The organism is Streptomyces griseus subsp. griseus (genome assembly GCF_003610995.1).
In the GTDB taxonomy this organism is placed as follows: Bacteria; Actinomycetota; Actinomycetes; order Streptomycetales; family Streptomycetaceae; genus Streptomyces.
Genome location: NZ_CP032543.1, coordinates 3,349,921 through 3,364,898, shown reverse-complemented (window position 1 = coordinate 3,364,898; position 14,978 = coordinate 3,349,921). Strand labels below are relative to the sequence as shown.

Sequence of the window (14,978 nt, the reverse complement as noted above, 5' to 3'; positions counted from 1 at the left end):
ATCCGGCGGGTGACGAGTCGTCCGATTCCCTGCTCATTCGGGTGAAGCGCGGCAGGCGGGTGCGGGGCCGTCCGACCCCTAAGCGGGCGCCCCGGCGATTAGGGGTTGTTGGCCTTCGGGGCGCGGAGGATCATCGGGCCGGAGAGCCGAAGCCGCCCTTCGGGTCTCCGGATTCAGTCGGCGCATGAAGGGTTCACTGGAGATGTCGGACGGTTCGCGTACCAAGGACAAGTGGATCTGCCGATTCCATGACGCGCCACAGGCCCGCGTCCGGCTGGTCTGTCTTCCCCACGCCGGTGGGTCGGCGAGCTACTTCTTCAATGTCTCCCGGGCGCTCTCGCCGGAGATCGAGGTGCTCGCCGTGCAGTATCCGGGCCGGATGGACCGGTACGCGGAACCGCTCGTCGACGACATGTCCCGCCTCGCGGACCTGGTGGCCGACTCCCTGCTGCCCCTCACCGACCGCCCGCTCGCGCTGTTCGGGCACAGCATGGGGGCCAGCCTCTCCTTCGAGGTGGCCCGCCGGCTGGAGCGGCGCGGTGTGCCGCCGTTCGCCCTCGTCGTCTCCGGGCGGCCCGCACCCCACCGTCTGCGGGAGGGCAGGCTCCACCTCAGCAGCGACGAGCAGCTGATCGGGGAGATCGCCCGGCTCAACGGCACGGTGCCCGCCTTCCTCGACGACCCGGAGCTGCTGGACATGTGGCTGCCGGTGATCCGCAAGGACTACCAGGTGATCGAGACGTACCGCTACGAGCCCGGCCCGCCGCTCACCGTGCCCATCACCGCGCATGTGGGGCTGAGCGATCCCAAGGCGCCGGTCGAGGACGTACGGGCGTGGCAGGAGCACACGACCGGGGAGTTCGCGCTGCACACCCACCCGGGGGGTCACTTCTACCTGGGCGGGCCCGACTCCCCGGTGATCCCGCACCTGGCCCGGCTCACGGAGGCGGTGCCGGTCCCGGCCGACCACCCGGGGCCGCACCACGGATAGCCGGTCCGGGCCGACCACCCGGGGCCGCACCACCGATAGCCGGTCGCGGTCCGGGAGGACCTGCGCGAAAACTTCCGGCCGACGAGCGGATTCGCCGTTGATCTGGTCAGTGGTGGCGGTGTTTTTCCGGTTGTTCGTCTGCGGTCATTTACGGTGCGTGTCGAGAGAGCCGATATCAATTCCACGGCTGTTTGAACCTCTGCGGGCGGGGTAATGGGCAAAATTCCCGGCCGTCGTCTGAGAGGCAGTGAAAAGTGCGGTGCCCGGTCCGCCTACGGGTTCCTGCCGGGTGGCGCCGCCGGGGTGAACAGCGCGGTCGAGTCCGGGGCGGAGTGGTCGAGGATGCCCGCCCGGGTCAGTCTCACCCCGGCCTGGAAGCGGCTCGTGGCGTCCGTCGTCTCCATGATCTCCGCTATGTGTCTTCGGCAGGTGCGGACGGACATGCCGAGGCGTCGGGCGACCATCTCGTCCTTGTGGCCGAGGGCCATGAGCCGGACGATCGCCGCTTTCAGATCGTCGATGACCGGCGCCGCGTCCTCGGTGGCGGGGAGGAAGGGGGTCGCGGCGTTCCACAGCCGCTCGAACGCCCCGCAGGTGAACGCCACCAGGGTGGGGTCCCGGATCACGGCCGCCTTGCCGCTGCACTCACCGGTCGCCGGGTCCGGCGCCTCGGGCAGGAACACGGTCTCCTGGTCGTAGGCGACGAGCGGCGCCGTCAGCTCCGCGTCCGTGCGCACCTGGGCGCCGTGGCGGCTGAGCTCGCGGACCAGGGCCCTGGTGACGGTGTCGCCGCGCGCCGCGTGCTGGTAGAGCACCCGCATGCGTACGCCGCGCTCCAGCAGGCTCAGCGCGGCCAGCCGGGCCGCCGGGAGGGTGGCCGCCGGGCGGGCTCCGCCGGGCTGGACGAGGAGCAGCTCCTGCTGGCAGTGGGCGTTCATCTCCTCCAGCCGGACGCGGAGCAGGGCGGGGTCGCTGACCGTCTCGACCTGGGGGGTTCCCGTCGTGGCCGGTCCGATCCGGCGGCTCGCCAGGCTGCGGGGCGCCGACGCGGGTGTCGGCGCCGGCGGCTGGGCCGTCTCCCGCTCGCGCAGCGGGGTGGCCTCTGTGGGCCGCCTCGGCGGGCGGGTGGGGGAGGCCGGGCGGGCGCTCCGGGTCAGCCGGGTCAGCTTGTCGAGGCTGACGGGCACCAACTGGTCCTTCCCGAAGGCCGGTTCGAGCAGGCCCAGCAGGCTGAGCACACGCTCCGCGCCGACCGACTCCTCGGGACTGAGCCCGAGGTCCTCCGCCACCTCACCGCGCCGGAAGCGGACCCTGCGTATGGGTGAACAGGGAAAAGAAGTGCCGTCCTGCTCGATGATCGGATATTCGCCGTTCTGGTGCGCCCCCGTGGCTGCCGGCATCCGCTCGCTCCCTCGAGTGCCTGTGGGTTGTCGTCGGCAACATTAGCCCATCGAGATTTCTCGCGAGTCGTCTCGATTCTTAATTCTTCGAGACGGGGCGGGGGCTGGTGATAGCAGTCCCCGGGAAATAGGGAATTACCCGGCGATAACCTGGCGCCACTCCTGACCATGGAGTGGCGGACAGGTTACTGTCAGTGGTGAAACGGCTATGGTAAAAGATTTCTATAATCGGAATTTTGCCTATATCGCGGCACGATGATAATTCGCCGTAGCCGATCTGGGAAGCCTGTCGGGTGCGCAGTGCCTGGGAAATCGCGGGAAAGTGCCGAATTTTTGCCTTTCCCTTGACTTCTTTGCATGTCCTTGACTGCTGTGGGCGGTCAGGCCACGTCCATGGCCGAAGCGGTCAACTGGAGGTCCACCGGCAGGTCCTGACGCCGGGTGATGTTGAGCTTGCGGTACACCCGGGTGAGGTGCTGTTCGACCGTGCTGACGGTGATGTGCAGCCGCAGGGATATCTCCCGGTTGGTGTACCCGCTCGCGGCGAGCGTCGCCACCCTGCGCTCGGAGTCGCTGAGCTTGGTGTCGGCGTCGGGCCGCTCGGATCTGTCGACCCGCTCGGGTCTGTCGACCCGTTCGGTGTGCAGGGACAGCGGGTGCGGCCGGTGGGCCGTCCGGTCCTCCGGGCCGAGTTCGGGGACGATCTCGGCACACAGCGGCTCCGCCCCGCAGTCCCGTGCCAGGTTCAGCGCCCGCCGGGTCACGGCGCTCGCCCGTACGTTCTCGCCCAGGACCCGCAGGACGCGGCCGAGGTCGGCCATCGTACGGGCGAGCTCCAGCAGGTCGCCGGAGCGGCCGAGTTCGTCGGCCGCCTCGCCGAGGAGCGCCGGCTGCTGCCTGGGATCGGAGATCAGCGCGCGTAGACGGAGGGAGATGCCGCGCACCCAGGGACGTCTGGCGTCGGGCATGGCCAGCTGCTGCCGGATGAGCTGCTCGGCCTGGCGGGTGTCGCCGAGCCGGATCAGCGCCTCCGCGGCGTCCGAGCGCCACGGCAGCAGGGTGGGACGGTCCATCCCCCAGTGCTGGGCCAGCCGTCCCGCTTCGAGGAAGTCGCCCAGCGCGGCGTGGTGTTGGTGGTTGGCCGCGTGGTACAGGCCGCGGGCCCGCAGATAGAACAGGCCGTGCACGCTTCTCAGGAGTGTGTCGGCGACCGGCTGCTGGAGCTGGCGGGCGACGGACGCGTGCTTGCCCATCAGGGTCCGCGCCCGGATCAGGGTCGCCGTCGGGCCGCCCGCGAAGGCGCTGTTGCCACGCTCGGGGAGGTGGGCCAGTGCGCTCAGCGCGTGCCCCTCCGCCGCCTGGAGGTCGCCGAGGCGCAGCAGGACGTCCGCCCGCAGCGCGGTGAACAGGGCCTGCCAGGCCGGGGCGCCGTGACGTTCCGCCGCCTCGATCAGCTGCCGGCACCGGTGCGCGGCCAGCTTGGGCTGACGGGAGTGGGTGAGGACCCGTACGGCCTGCACGATCGGGTCGAGGGTCGCCTCGGAGAGGACGGTCGTCTCCAGGAACCGGTCGGCGACCGCCGTCTCGACGCGGCTCTCCGTCTCGGGCAGGTCCCAGGTGTGCGCCCGGGGCGGGCGCTCCTCGCCCCGCTGCGAGGGGATGGCGGGAGCGCCGGACGGGCTCCGGTCGAGTACGTCGGTGCCGGGGGCCCCGTTCGCGGGGCGCGGGGCCTCGGCGCCGTATCCGGCCGTGGCGTGGACGACCCGGGAGCGCAGCTCGGCCGCCTCCGCGATACGGCCCTGGCCCACCAGCAGCGTGGTGACGGGCGTCAGGCACTCGGCCGGCAGCAGTCCGGAGCGCAGCGCTTCGAGCGGGGCGGACAGGTGCCGCTCCGCCGTGCCGGGGTCGACCCGCCAGGTGATCGCGGCGAGCCGGGTCTTGATCTCGGCCCGCTGGCGCTCCTCGCGGCTCAGCTCGTGGGCGAGTTCGAGCGCGGCGGTGGCGTGCGCCGCCTCCTCGTCCATTAGCAGGTGCTCGGCCGCCGCGCGCAGTACGTCCACGGCCCAGTCGGCGCCGTCGAGGGAGCCGCCGTGCCGGGCGGCAGCGATCAGATGCCGGGCCACCGTGGGAATGGTCCGGCCGCCGCCCCCGTGCAGGAGTTCCGCGCTGCGCAGGTGCAGCGCGGCCAGCACGTGCGGCGGTGTGTGGTCCAGCACGGTGGCCTCGGCCGCCGGGTGCCGGAAGCGGTGCCCCCGCAGGATGCCGGAGGCCGCGAGCGACGCGACCGCCCTGGCGACGGTGAACGCCGGGGCGTCGATGAGCCGCCCGGCCCGCTCGGGTGTGTAGGCGTCGCCGAGTACGGCCAGGGCCGCGCCCAGCGACGAGGCGTGCGGACCGCTGAGTCGCAGGCAGGTGAGGACGGCCTGGCTGAACAGGCCGCCGGGCGCCGGCGGCACCGTACCTTCGTCGAGGTCGGCCGGGTCGGCCGAGCGGTGCTCCTCCAGCAGGGCGCGGAGCAGCAGCGGGTTGCCGCCGCTGATGGTGTGCAGTTCGTTCGCGAGTCCTTCGCGGCGGCCGGGCCAGGAGGTGTCGGCCAGTACGTCGGCCGTGCCCGCCGGGCTCAGCCGCCGCAGCAGCACGCGCTGGACGTTGCCGCGGCGCAGCAGTTCGGTCTCGAAGGCGGCGTCCTGCCGGTCGTCGCGCAGCGGCGCGGCGAGCACGAGCAGCAGCCGTGCCGAGCGCAGATGGCGGACGATGTGCTGGAGATAGCAGAGCGAGGCGACGTCGGCGTGGTGCAGGTCGTCAACGGCGATCACCACCGGTGTGGTGGCGCTCAGTTGGTGCAGCGCCGTCTGGAACTCCCGCATCGCTCCGACCCGGGGCCGCCCCTCCGGCGCGACCGTCACCTCGGGGAGCGCGCCGTCCGGCGCGTCCCCGGCGAGCTGCCGGACGAGGCCCAGCGGCAGCTCCCGTTCCTCGCTGGAGCCGAAGCCGCGGAGGACCAATGCCCCCGCGTCGTCAGCCCATTCGGCGACGGTGTCGATCAGTTCACTCTTGCCGCACCCCGCAGCCCCCTCGATGAGGACGATGCCCGCTGTTCCGGCGACACAATTCGCCAGCGCCAAGCGCAACGTCCTTGACTCCGGATCCCTTTCGACCAGTACCACTTTGTCCCCCGGCACTTCACTGGACAGATCCTGCTGACCGGCCTGCTTCCGCCGTTGGCGTCGTTGTCCGCGGCGGGGTGACCGTGTGGCGTACGTGGAACGCATCTGCGTACACCGCTACCCCCGGGAGTTTGGCGCATCATCGGCCGATCCTCTAGTGGTCACTAGTTGCACCGTGCAGAACAATCCGGCGCCCGCCGCGATGAGCAGGCACGACTCACGTACGGTGGGCCGGGTTCCGTCCCCGAGGCGGGGGCCGTGGCCGGAAATCGAGGGTCGGTGCCCGGCGTCGCGGACCCGGCCCTGATCCGCCGGACACGCCCTAAGATGGCCGCCACGACCGCGAGACGAGGGGGTGTGCCGTGGGTCACCGTGAGGACTTGTTGGAGGGTGCCAAGCGCTGCCTGCTGGAGAAGGGGTTCGCGCGGACGAGCGCCCGGGACATCGTGGCGGCGTCGGGGACGAACCTCGCGTCCATCGGCTATCACTACGGTTCGAAGGACGCTCTGCTCACCGAGGCGTACGTCCAGGCGATCCAGGACTGGGGCGACGAGTTCGGCCCCGGCACGGCCATCAGCGCCGACCTGGAGTCGATGCCCGCCACCATCGAGCGGTTCGAGATGGTGTGGAACCGGATCATCGAGCTGTTCCCGGCGCGGAAGCCGCTGTGGGCGCTGAACGTCGAGGTCGCGGTGCACGCCGCGGTCCTTCCCGAGGTACGGGAGGGCCTGGCCAAGGTGCAGCCGCGCGGCTGGTCGGCGCTGGTGGCGCTGTTCCACGGGGTCGACGAGAGCGAGATCGACGAGGAGACGGCGGCCACGCTCGGCAGCTTCTACGCGGCGCTGCTCAACGGGGTGATGACGCTCTGGCTCTTCTCGCCGGAGACGGCGCCCTCGGGCCGGGACCTCGCCGACGCGATGCGGGCGACGCTCCATCTGCACGGCAACGAGGCCGTCGTGAAGTGACGGCCGGGACCGTGGAGCGGGTGGTCCCCGCCGGGTGAACAGCCGAACGGCCGGGACCGCACGCCGCGCCCCCTGGGTGCCCGGCCGGACGGCCGGCTCCCGCGATCTTCTACGGCTCGTCGCGGACCAGGCCGGCGTCCCGCAGTTCGCTCACCCAGATGTCCATGTCGCTACGAGTGTTCTCGGGGGCCGTGCCCCACAGCTCGGCCAGCATCCTGGACGCCGCGCCCACATGGCCGTCGTGCTGGCGCAGGGCGATCCACATCGCCGCCGCGACCGGGCTGCACCGGAACGTCGTGTCTCTCGCCCCGGTCAGGAGCACCAGACAGCCGTCCTCGGCAACCTGCGTCGTCACGCCGCGCTCGGGTCGAACCGGCACTGTGTCCTCCGTGGTCGATAGCCGATCAGCGACGGCCGGAACCGGTGTGCGCGCATGACCGTGAACGTAGCGATTACGTGGAAGGGATGGGGCGCTTGGCTGGGCCCGGGTGCCGATGATCAGGATCTCGTACCGTGGTTAGACGAAAGTATAGTACGGCCGTATAGCTTCCGGGGCGGTCTTGTCGAAACGGAACGAAGCATGGCACCCCGGAGGTAATTCCCTGCCCCCGCAACGCCGTTGGACCGGTCGGCGGGCCGCCGCTCAGTGCGCGGGGGAGACCTCGGCGAGGTGGCCGCGCAGCGCGCCGAGCACCGCGGCGGCCTGCTCGTCGAGGTAGAAGTGGCCGCCAGGGAAGGCCCGCAGGGCGAAGGGGCCCGTGGTGTGCTCCCGCCACGCCCGCGCCTCGTCGAGGGTGACGTAGGGGTCGTCGTCGCCGAGCAGCGCGAACACCGGTGCCGTCAGCGGCGGTCCGGGACGGTAGCGGTACGTCTCCACGGCCCGGTAGTCGCTCCGTACGGCGGGCAGGATCATCCGCAGGATCTCGGGGTCGCGGAGCACGGCGGAGGCCGTTCCGTTCAGCCCGGTGAGGTCGGCGACGAGCCGGTCGTCGTCGGCGGTGTGCGCGGACTCGTCCCTGACCCGGGAAGGCGCGCGGCGGCCCGAGGCGAACAGGGCGGTCGGCGCGGTGCCCGCGCGTTCCAGCCGGCGGGCCACCTCGAAGGCGACCATGGCCCCCAAGCTGTGCCCGAACAGCGTCAGCGGTACGTCGGACCAGGGGAGCAGCTCGGCCGTGATCAGGTCGGCCAGCGTCTCGATGTCCTCGACGCACGGCTCCGACCGGCGGTCCTGGCGGCCGGGGTACTGCACGGCCAGAACGTCCGCCGCCGGTGCCAGCGACGCCGACAGGGGGAAGTAGTACGTCGCCGAGCCTCCCGCGTGCGGGAAGCAGACGAGCCGTGCGGGCGCCTGGGGCGCGGGGTGGAACCTGCGTATCCAGGGGCTGTTCTCTCGGAGGCCCACCGTCATCTCTCCTCGGCTCTCTTCACGTGTCCCGTCGGCCGGGGCCGGCCCCGGTGGCCCGGTCGTCCCAGGTCGCCGCCCGGTCGTTCCGTACGCGATTGAACCCGCCGGGCGGTGCCCGCCGCCTCCCCTAAGTCCCGCCGTGGACCCCTAAGGCCGGCCGCCCGTCCCCGGACCGGCACGGCCGCTGTACGGCCCCCGGCTACCGGCGGCGGCCCGACCCTTAGGGGCCGTACGGGGCACCGCGCGGCGGAGCCGAACTCCGTGGACGGTCGTGGCGCCACGCGGGGCCGGGGGCCTCGACCCCCGGTCAGACCCCGGAGTGTGAAGGGACTTCCGCCACGGAACCTTAGGGGTTTTGGCATGGGTGCGGCAGCCCGCAGCCTGTGTGGGCCGGTCCAGGGCCGGCAGCGGGTCTCTCCGACAGGGAGGTCCGGCGGGTCTCTCCGACGGGGAGGTCCCGAGCAGTGCCGACGTGCTGAAGGGCAGGGAGCCGGATGTCGACCGAACTTCGGACGGGCAGTGCGCTGGTCTTTCCCGGAATGGGTCCGTTGCCGTTCCGGGAAGCGGCCAGGTTCATGCTCGTCAACCCGGTGGCCCGCCGCCTGGTCGCACAGGCCGACGACGTGCTCGGCTACTCGCTGATCGACCGCTACCGCGACGCCGAGGGCGACTACTCGGAGTACGCGCAGGTCGCCTTCTTCCTCAACTGCCTGGCGCTCGCCGAGTGGGCCGAGGACGTCCACGAGATGGTGCCCGACCTCTGCGCCGGCCCCAGCTTCGGCGGGAAGGCCGCAGCCGTGCACACCGGCGTCCTCGGCTTCCCGGACGCGGTGCTGCTGACCGCGCGCTGGGCCCGGCTCCTGGAGGAGTGGTTCGCCGAGCACCACCGCGACATCGTGACCCACTCCTTCACCCGCGTCCGCCCCGACGAGCTGGAGAAGATCCTCGGCGAACTCGACGAGCACGGCGAGTGGTCCGAGATCGCCTGCCACGTCGACGAGGACTTCACCATGGTCTCGCTGCGCGAGGGCCGGCTGGAGTGGCTGGAGAAGCGGGTGCGCTCCGTCGGCGGGCTCCCGCTCTACACGATGCGGCCGCCGCAGCACGCGAGCCTCTTCGCCCCGCTGCGCGAGCGCGCCGAGGCGGAGCTGTTCGACGGGCTCACCTTCGCCGACCCCCGGCTGCCGGTCGTCGCCGACCAGGACGGTTCGCTGCTGACCACCGGTGCGCAGGTGCGCACCATGCTCCTCGACTGCGTCACCCGCCAGGTCCGCTGGCCCGATGTCGTCTCGTCGCTGCGGCTGCGCGGCATACGGCGGCTCTACGTCGCGGGGCCCGACGCCCTGTTCGGCCGGGTCCCCGTCACCACACGGAACTTCGAGGTCGTCGCGCTCAACCCGCGACTGGCGCTCCAGCCCCGGCGCAGGCAGCTCGCTGCGTGACGCCACTCCTCCGGTCCCGCACCGGAACCCCGGTGGGACGCGCCCTCGGCCGGCGCCGCGTCCCGGACACCCCACGGTCGGCCGTGAACTGTCGAAGGCGAGAGGTACCCCATGACCATCCTGGACCGGGACGAACTGAACTTCAGCTATCTGCATCTGACGGGTTCCTCCTGGCAGGAGCTCGTACGCCACAGCCTTGAGGAGCGCCTCGCCGGCCTGGCCGAGAACGGCTGCACCGCCATGGGCATGAGCATCGAGGAGCTGGACGCCCTGGTCGCCCAGCACTCGGCGGACAAGATCCGCGGCCTGCTCGACGAGTACGGCGTCCGGTTCAGCGAGCTGGAGGTCCTGTTCGGCTGGAACTCCGGCCCGGACGAGATCGCCGCCGCCCTGGAGGGCGAGAAGCACTTCTTCTCGCGGGCCGAGGAGTTCGGCATCCCGCTGGTCAAGTCCTGCGCCGTCTATCCGCCGGGGACGGACATGCCGCCGGTCGACGTCCTCGCCGAGCGCTTCGGTGCCCTCTGCGACCGGGCGGCCGCCCGGGAGCTGGACGTCGCGCTGGAGTCCATCGCCGTCCTGCCCGGCTTCACCTACCAGGTGGCCGCCGATGTCGTCCGCGGCGCCGACCGCTCCAACGGCCGGCTGCTCATCGACATGTGGCACCTGTTCCGCGACCCGGACGGCCCGGCGGCGATCGAGGAGCTGTCCGGCGCGCAGATCGCCGGTGTCGAGTTCGGCGACGGCCCGCTGGCCGCGTCGGACGACATCATGGACGAGGTCCTCAACCGCCGACGGCTCCCCGGTGACGGCGAGTTCGACATCACGGGGCTGCTGCACACCCTGGTCGCCAAGGGCGTCGACGTCACCCCCTCGGTGGAGGTCCTCTCCTCGGAGCTGCGTGGTCTGACCGTCGCCGAGAACGTCGCCCGCACCCGCGCCGCCGTCCGAGCCTCCGTCGAGGCCGCGCGCGCCGCGCTCTAGGCCCTCACCGAGCCCCCCTCACCGCCACCGAACTCCGCCAAAGAGCTGAAGAGAGGCCACCATGTCGGATACCGCCGCCGAGGCATGCCCCGTACGGCAGCCCCGCCTGTTCCCGCTGGAGCGGACCGGCTGTCCGCTGGACCCCGCGCCCGAGTACGCCGAACTGCGGGAGAAGGAGCCCGTGCCGTGGGTCAAGCTGCGGTTCAACGGCCGTGAGGCCTGGCTGCTCACCCGTTACGACGACGTACGGCAGATGCTCAAGGACCCCCGGTTCAGCTCCGACATGGCGGACCCGGGCTACCCGCTCCAGTTCCACTTCCCGATGGAGCTGCTGGGCAAGGTCAAGCCGGCGCTGCTGCACATGGACCCGCCGGAGCACACCGCGCACCGCATGATGCTGATGCCGGAGCTGAGCGTGAAGCGCGTCGAGGCCATGCGCCCGCGCACCCAGGAGATCGTCGACGGGTGCGTCGACGCCATGCTGGAGCACGGCGGCCCGGTCGACCTGGTGTCCATGCTGTCGATGCCGGTGCCCTCGCTCGCGATGTGCGAACTGGTCGGCGTGCCCGTCGAGTACGTCGACCTCTTCCACCGCTGGGTCACGCTGCTGGTCACCCAGGGCAGCGCGGAGGAGCACGCCTCGGCCAACGCCGAGGTCGAGGTGCTGCTGTACAAGCTCATCGCCGAGCGGCAGGAGAACCCCGGCGACGACCTGATCAGCAGCCTGCTCCAGCGCAACGAGAAGGAGGGCGAACTGGAGCCCGCCGACATCAGCGCCCTGGTCCGGGCCATGATCGCCGCCGGTCACGAGTCGACCGTCAACGGCATCTCGATCGGCTCCCTCGCCCTGCTCCACCACCCCGAGCAGGCCGACTGGCTGCGCGAGCACCCGGAGATGTCCGGCCAGGCGGTCGACGAGCTCTCCCGCTACTCCTCCATCTCCGACCACGGCACCGTCCGGGTCGCCCTGGAGGACGTGGAGATCGGCGGCCAGCTGATCCGCAAGGGCGAGGGCGTCATCTGCTCCCTGTCCGCCGCCAACCACGACCCGGCGGTCTTCGAGGAGCCCAACAAGCTGGACCTGACCCGCCGCGAGTCGCGCCGCAACGTCGCGTTCGGCTTCGGCAGGCACCAGTGCGCCGGCCAGATGCTCGTCCGGATGCAGCTGGAGGTCGTCTTCACCACCCTGCTGCGCCGCATCCCGACCCTGCGACTCGACGCCGAACTCGACGAGCTGCCCTTCAAGGCGAAGGCGCTCATCGACGGCCTCCACGAACTCCCGGTGACCTGGTAAAGGAGCGGTTCCATGCGTGTGATCGTCGACAAAGAGCGCTGTGTGGCGGCGGGAGCGTGTGTCATCACCTCTCCCGCCGTGTTCGACCAGGACGACGAGGACGGCAAGGTGGTGCTCCTGATCGGGACACCGGACGAGCGGCTGCGCGACGAGGTCGTGGAGTCCGTCAACGTCTGCCCCGTCGCCGCGCTCAGCATCGCCGAGTAGCGCGGCCCCCCGCGCACCCGGACCACCGACCGGGCGTCCGGCCGCAGGCCACCGAGCACGTACCCCACGGGATCAGGAACCCCCGCCACGGTCCCGTGGGGCCGGCCCGCGCCGGACGCCCCTCCTACTTCGGCAGCTGCCGCGCGGCGGCGCGAGAGCCGCGCGCCGTCCTCACCCGAAAGCGATGTTGGACACGTGGAGAATCCGAACAGAACCGACTCGGGAGCGTCGCCCGGGAAGGGCGCGACGGTCCATTCCCTTCTCGACGAGGCCGTCGCCGAGGTGCCGGACCGGCAGTGCCTGCGCGACAGCCGCACCCGTCTGACGTACCGTCAAATTGCGTCCCTCAGCCACGCCTTCGCGGCCTGGCTGGACCGCGCGGGTGTACGCGGGGGCGACCGCCTCCTCGTCCAGCTGGCGAGCGGCCACGAACTGGTCGCCATGGTGTACGGGGCCTCCCGGGCCGGTGTGGTCCTCGTCCCCGTCAACCCGGCGATGAAGGAGTACCACCTCAGGTCGGTGATCGGGGACGCGGAACCCGCCCTGGTCATCGCGAGCGGCACCGCCACCGCCGTCCTGGAGTCACTCGCCCCGGTCCCCGTACGCGACCTGGCGGAGCTGTGGCCCGAGGTGACGGCGCTCGCCGCCCAGGACCCGGCACCGGTCGTGGAGCGGCACACCGCACCCGACGACCTCGCCTTCCTGGTGTACACCTCCGGCAGCACCGCCGCCCCCAAGGCCGTCATCTGCCCGCACGCCCAGGTCACCTTCGCCTCCCGGGCCATCCAGCAGGTGCTCGGCTACCGGCCCGACGACGTGGTCTTCTGCCGCTTCCCGCTCTCCTGGGACTACGGCCTCTACAAGGTGCTGCTCGCCTGCCTCGGCCGCAGCGAACTGGTCCTGGCGGGCGACGAGTCCGACCTCGTCCTGCTCCGGCGTATGCGCGAGACCGGCGCCACCGTCGTCCCCATCGTGCCCTCCCTCGCCACGATGATCGGCTCACTGGCCCGGCGCGACGGCGAGAACCCGCCGCCGGTACGGCTGTTCACCAACACCGGTGCCGCGCTGCCCGCCCATGCGATCGCCACCCTGCGCGAGGCGTTCCCCGGCGTCCGGGTGGTCCGCCAGTTCGGCCAGACCGAGTGCAAGCGGGTCTCGGTCATGCCGCCCGACGAGGACGGCGAACGCCCCGACTCCGTCGGCCTGCCGCTGCCCGGGACGCGCGTCCTCCTCCTCGACCCGGACGGGCATCCGGTGCCCCAGGGCGAGGTCGGGGAGATCGTCGCCGTCGGCCCGCACGTCATGCCCGGCTACTGGCGGCGTCCCGAACTCACGGCGGCCACCTTCAGGCCCGACCCGGAGACCGGTGAACGGCGCCTGCACACCGGGGACTACGGCCGTTTCGACGAGGACGGCTACCTCTACTTCGAGGGCCGGCGCGACGACATGTTCAAGCGCAAGGGCATCCGGATGAGCACGGTCGAGATCGAGGCCGCCGCCATGGACATCCCCGGCGTCCGCACCGCCACCGCGCTCCCGCCGACCGGCGGCCGGGACCTGGTGATCTTCGCCGAGACCGAACTGCCGCCGCACACCGTGCTCAAGGAGCTGGCCCAGCGGCTGGAGCAGGCGAAGGTGCCCGCGCTCTGCCGCACCCTCACCGAACTGCCGCTCAGCCTGCACGGCAAGAACGCCCGGCAGGTCCTGGCCGAGATGGTCGACGCCGAGGCCGAAGGCTCCCGCCCCGAAGGCTCCCGCCCCGAAGGCTCCACGACCGGCGGCGCCGGGCCCGACGACTCCACGACCGACGGCTCCACGACCGACGGGGAAGGCCGATGAGCCGCTACGAGGAACTGGCCGAACGATTCGGCACACCGCTGTACGTCTACGACCTGGACGAGATCGAGGCGGCCCGGCGCGACCTGACCGGCGCACTCCCCGAGGAGGTCACCCTCTTCTACGCGCTGAAGGCCAACCCGCACCCCGACCTCGTCCGGGCCCTGCGCGAGAACGACCGCCCCTGCCGCCCCGAGATCAGCTCCACGGGCGAACTGGCCGCGGCCCTGGCCGCCGGGTTCCGGGGCGCGGACTGCCTCTACACCGGCCCCGGCAAGACCCCCGACGAACTGCGTGAGGTGATCGGCCTCGGGGTGCGCCTGTTCTCCACCGACTCCGCCACCGACGTCCGGCACGTCGGCGAGGCGGCCCTCGCCCACGGGGTGACCGCCGACTGCCTGCTGCGCGTCAACAGCGTCGCCGCGAGCGCCACCAGCAGCATCCGGATGACCGGCACCCCGTCGCAGTTCGGCTTCGACAGCGAGACCCTGGCGGAGGTGCTGCCGCTCCTGCGCGCCACCCCGGGCGTCCGCGTCAGCGGGATGCACTTCTTCCCGCTGAGCAACGCCAAGGACGAGGACAGCCTGATCGGCGAGTTCGAGCACACCATCGCACTCGCCGCCACGCTCAGCGCGGACCTCGGCCTCCCGCTGCGCCTCCTCGACATCGGCGGTGGCTTCACCGTGCCGTACGCGGTGCCCGGCGACCGGGGCTCCTACCCCCGGCTGTGCGCCGCGCTCACCGCCGCACTCGACACCCACTTCCCCGACCGGCACACCGAGGGCCCCGAGATCGCCTGCGAGTCCGGGCGCTACCTGGTGGGCGCGAGCGGCACCCTGCTGGCCCGCGTCAGCAACGTCAAGGTCAGCCGCGGCCGCAAGTTCGTCATCCTCGACGCCGGGATCAACACCTTCGGCGGCATGTCCGGCCTCGGCCGGCTGCTCCCGGTCTCCGTACGCCTGGACGGGGACGCGCCCGTCGAACCGGCCAGCCTGGTCGGCCCGCTCTGCACGCCCGGCGACATCCTCGGCAGGGAGATCGACCTGCCGGTGCTGGAGAGCGGCGACCTCGTCACCATCCCCAACGCCGGGGCCTACGGTCCCACCGCGAGCCTGCTGATGTTCCTCGGCAGGCCCGCGCCCACCGAGGTCGTCGTCCGGGGCGACGAGGTGGTGTCCGTGTCGCGGATCGAGCCGCGCCGCGCCTACGACACCGTCACCGGGACACGCCCGCCGACCACCGCCGGAGCGGCACGGTGAACCTCACCCCTCTCGCGCCCCCGCCGCCGCA

At 71.8% G+C, this 14,978-nt stretch carries 12 protein-coding genes; 8 read left to right on the top strand and 4 right to left on the bottom strand.

The annotated features are described in order from the left end of the window. Positions 1 to 184: 184 nt before the first annotated feature. Complete coding sequence (locus D6270_RS14935; protein ID WP_264081509.1) at positions 185 to 991, top strand: thioesterase II family protein; 807 nt, start codon at positions 185 to 187, stop codon at positions 989 to 991. Between the two features lie 272 nt (positions 992 to 1,263). Here the strand turns inward: D6270_RS14935 and D6270_RS14925 are convergent, their stop codons facing one another. Continuing rightward, the gene (locus D6270_RS14925) at positions 1,264 to 2,391 is read right to left on the bottom strand and encodes a helix-turn-helix transcriptional regulator (RefSeq protein ID WP_158650518.1); all 1,128 of its coding nucleotides are present in this window, start codon (positions 2,389 to 2,391) and stop codon (positions 1,264 to 1,266) included. 380 nt (positions 2,392 to 2,771) lie between these two features. After that, the gene (locus D6270_RS14920) at positions 2,772 to 5,663 is read right to left on the bottom strand and encodes an AAA family ATPase (RefSeq protein ID WP_109164947.1); all 2,892 of its coding nucleotides are present in this window, start codon (positions 5,661 to 5,663) and stop codon (positions 2,772 to 2,774) included. A 275-nt stretch (positions 5,664 to 5,938) separates the two neighbouring features. Here D6270_RS14920 and D6270_RS14915 point away from each other — a divergent pair, with 275 nt between their 5' ends. After that, positions 5,939 to 6,523, top strand: a complete 585-nt coding sequence (locus tag D6270_RS14915; protein WP_202418668.1) for a TetR/AcrR family transcriptional regulator — start codon at positions 5,939 to 5,941, stop codon at positions 6,521 to 6,523. 109 nt (positions 6,524 to 6,632) lie between these two features. On the opposite strand, the gene D6270_RS14910 is transcribed toward D6270_RS14915, so the two are convergent. Both D6270_RS14910 and D6270_RS14905 read right to left on the bottom strand, forming a co-directional pair. Continuing rightward, a complete protein-coding gene (locus D6270_RS14910) occupies positions 6,633 to 6,878 on the bottom strand; it encodes a PqqD family peptide modification chaperone (RefSeq protein WP_225976858.1) in 246 nt (81 codons plus the stop codon). Positions 6,879 to 7,166: 288 nt separating this feature from the next. Then, entirely contained in the window at positions 7,167 to 7,931 is a 765-nt protein-coding gene (locus tag D6270_RS14905; RefSeq protein ID WP_109164950.1) for a thioesterase II family protein, read from the bottom strand. Between the two features lie 491 nt (positions 7,932 to 8,422). Here D6270_RS14905 and D6270_RS14900 point away from each other — a divergent pair, with 491 nt between their 5' ends. The 6 genes from D6270_RS14900 to D6270_RS14875 all read left to right on the top strand — a co-directional run bounded on the left by D6270_RS14900 (position 8,423) and on the right by D6270_RS14875 (position 14,947). Continuing rightward, the gene (locus D6270_RS14900) at positions 8,423 to 9,370 is read left to right on the top strand and encodes an ACP S-malonyltransferase (protein WP_225976857.1); all 948 of its coding nucleotides are present in this window, start codon (positions 8,423 to 8,425) and stop codon (positions 9,368 to 9,370) included. Positions 9,371 to 9,481: 111 nt separating this feature from the next. Then, the gene (locus tag D6270_RS14895; protein ID WP_109164951.1) at positions 9,482 to 10,351 is read left to right on the top strand and encodes a sugar phosphate isomerase/epimerase family protein; all 870 of its coding nucleotides are present in this window, start codon (positions 9,482 to 9,484) and stop codon (positions 10,349 to 10,351) included. A 61-nt stretch (positions 10,352 to 10,412) separates the two neighbouring features. Then, positions 10,413 to 11,645 (top strand): cytochrome P450, encoded by a 1,233-nt coding sequence (locus D6270_RS14890; protein WP_109164952.1) that lies wholly within the window; start codon positions 10,413 to 10,415, stop codon positions 11,643 to 11,645. Between the two features lie 12 nt (positions 11,646 to 11,657). Then, the gene (locus D6270_RS14885; protein WP_109164953.1) at positions 11,658 to 11,852 is read left to right on the top strand and encodes a ferredoxin; all 195 of its coding nucleotides are present in this window, start codon (positions 11,658 to 11,660) and stop codon (positions 11,850 to 11,852) included. Between the two features lie 195 nt (positions 11,853 to 12,047). Then, positions 12,048 to 13,691, top strand: a complete 1,644-nt coding sequence (locus tag D6270_RS14880) for an AMP-binding protein (RefSeq protein ID WP_109164954.1) — start codon at positions 12,048 to 12,050, stop codon at positions 13,689 to 13,691. Then, entirely contained in the window at positions 13,688 to 14,947 is a 1,260-nt protein-coding gene (locus tag D6270_RS14875) for a type III PLP-dependent enzyme domain-containing protein (protein ID WP_109164955.1), read from the top strand. Before D6270_RS14880 ends, D6270_RS14875 begins: the two co-directional genes overlap by 4 nt. Positions 14,948 to 14,978: the final 31 nt, after the last annotated feature.

What these genes read in the sequence shown, in the direction of transcription:
- D6270_RS14935 (WP_264081509.1), top strand. Translation starts at nt 185, where the DNA reads ATGAAGGGTTCACTGGAGATGTCGGACGGTTCGCGTACCAAGGACAAG.
- D6270_RS14925 (WP_158650518.1), bottom strand. Translation starts at nt 2,391, where the DNA reads ATGCCGGCAGCCACGGGGGCGCACCAGAACGGCGAATATCCGATCATC.
- D6270_RS14920 (WP_109164947.1), bottom strand. Translation starts at nt 5,663, where the DNA reads ATGCGTTCCACGTACGCCACACGGTCACCCCGCCGCGGACAACGACGC.
- D6270_RS14905 (WP_109164950.1), bottom strand. Translation starts at nt 7,931, where the DNA reads ATGACGGTGGGCCTCCGAGAGAACAGCCCCTGGATACGCAGGTTCCAC.
- D6270_RS14900 (WP_225976857.1), top strand. Translation starts at nt 8,423, where the DNA reads ATGTCGACCGAACTTCGGACGGGCAGTGCGCTGGTCTTTCCCGGAATG.
- D6270_RS14895 (WP_109164951.1), top strand. Translation starts at nt 9,482, where the DNA reads ATGACCATCCTGGACCGGGACGAACTGAACTTCAGCTATCTGCATCTG.
- D6270_RS14890 (WP_109164952.1), top strand. Translation starts at nt 10,413, where the DNA reads ATGTCGGATACCGCCGCCGAGGCATGCCCCGTACGGCAGCCCCGCCTG.
- D6270_RS14885 (WP_109164953.1), top strand. Translation starts at nt 11,658, where the DNA reads ATGCGTGTGATCGTCGACAAAGAGCGCTGTGTGGCGGCGGGAGCGTGT.
- D6270_RS14875 (WP_109164955.1), top strand. Translation starts at nt 13,688, where the DNA reads ATGAGCCGCTACGAGGAACTGGCCGAACGATTCGGCACACCGCTGTAC.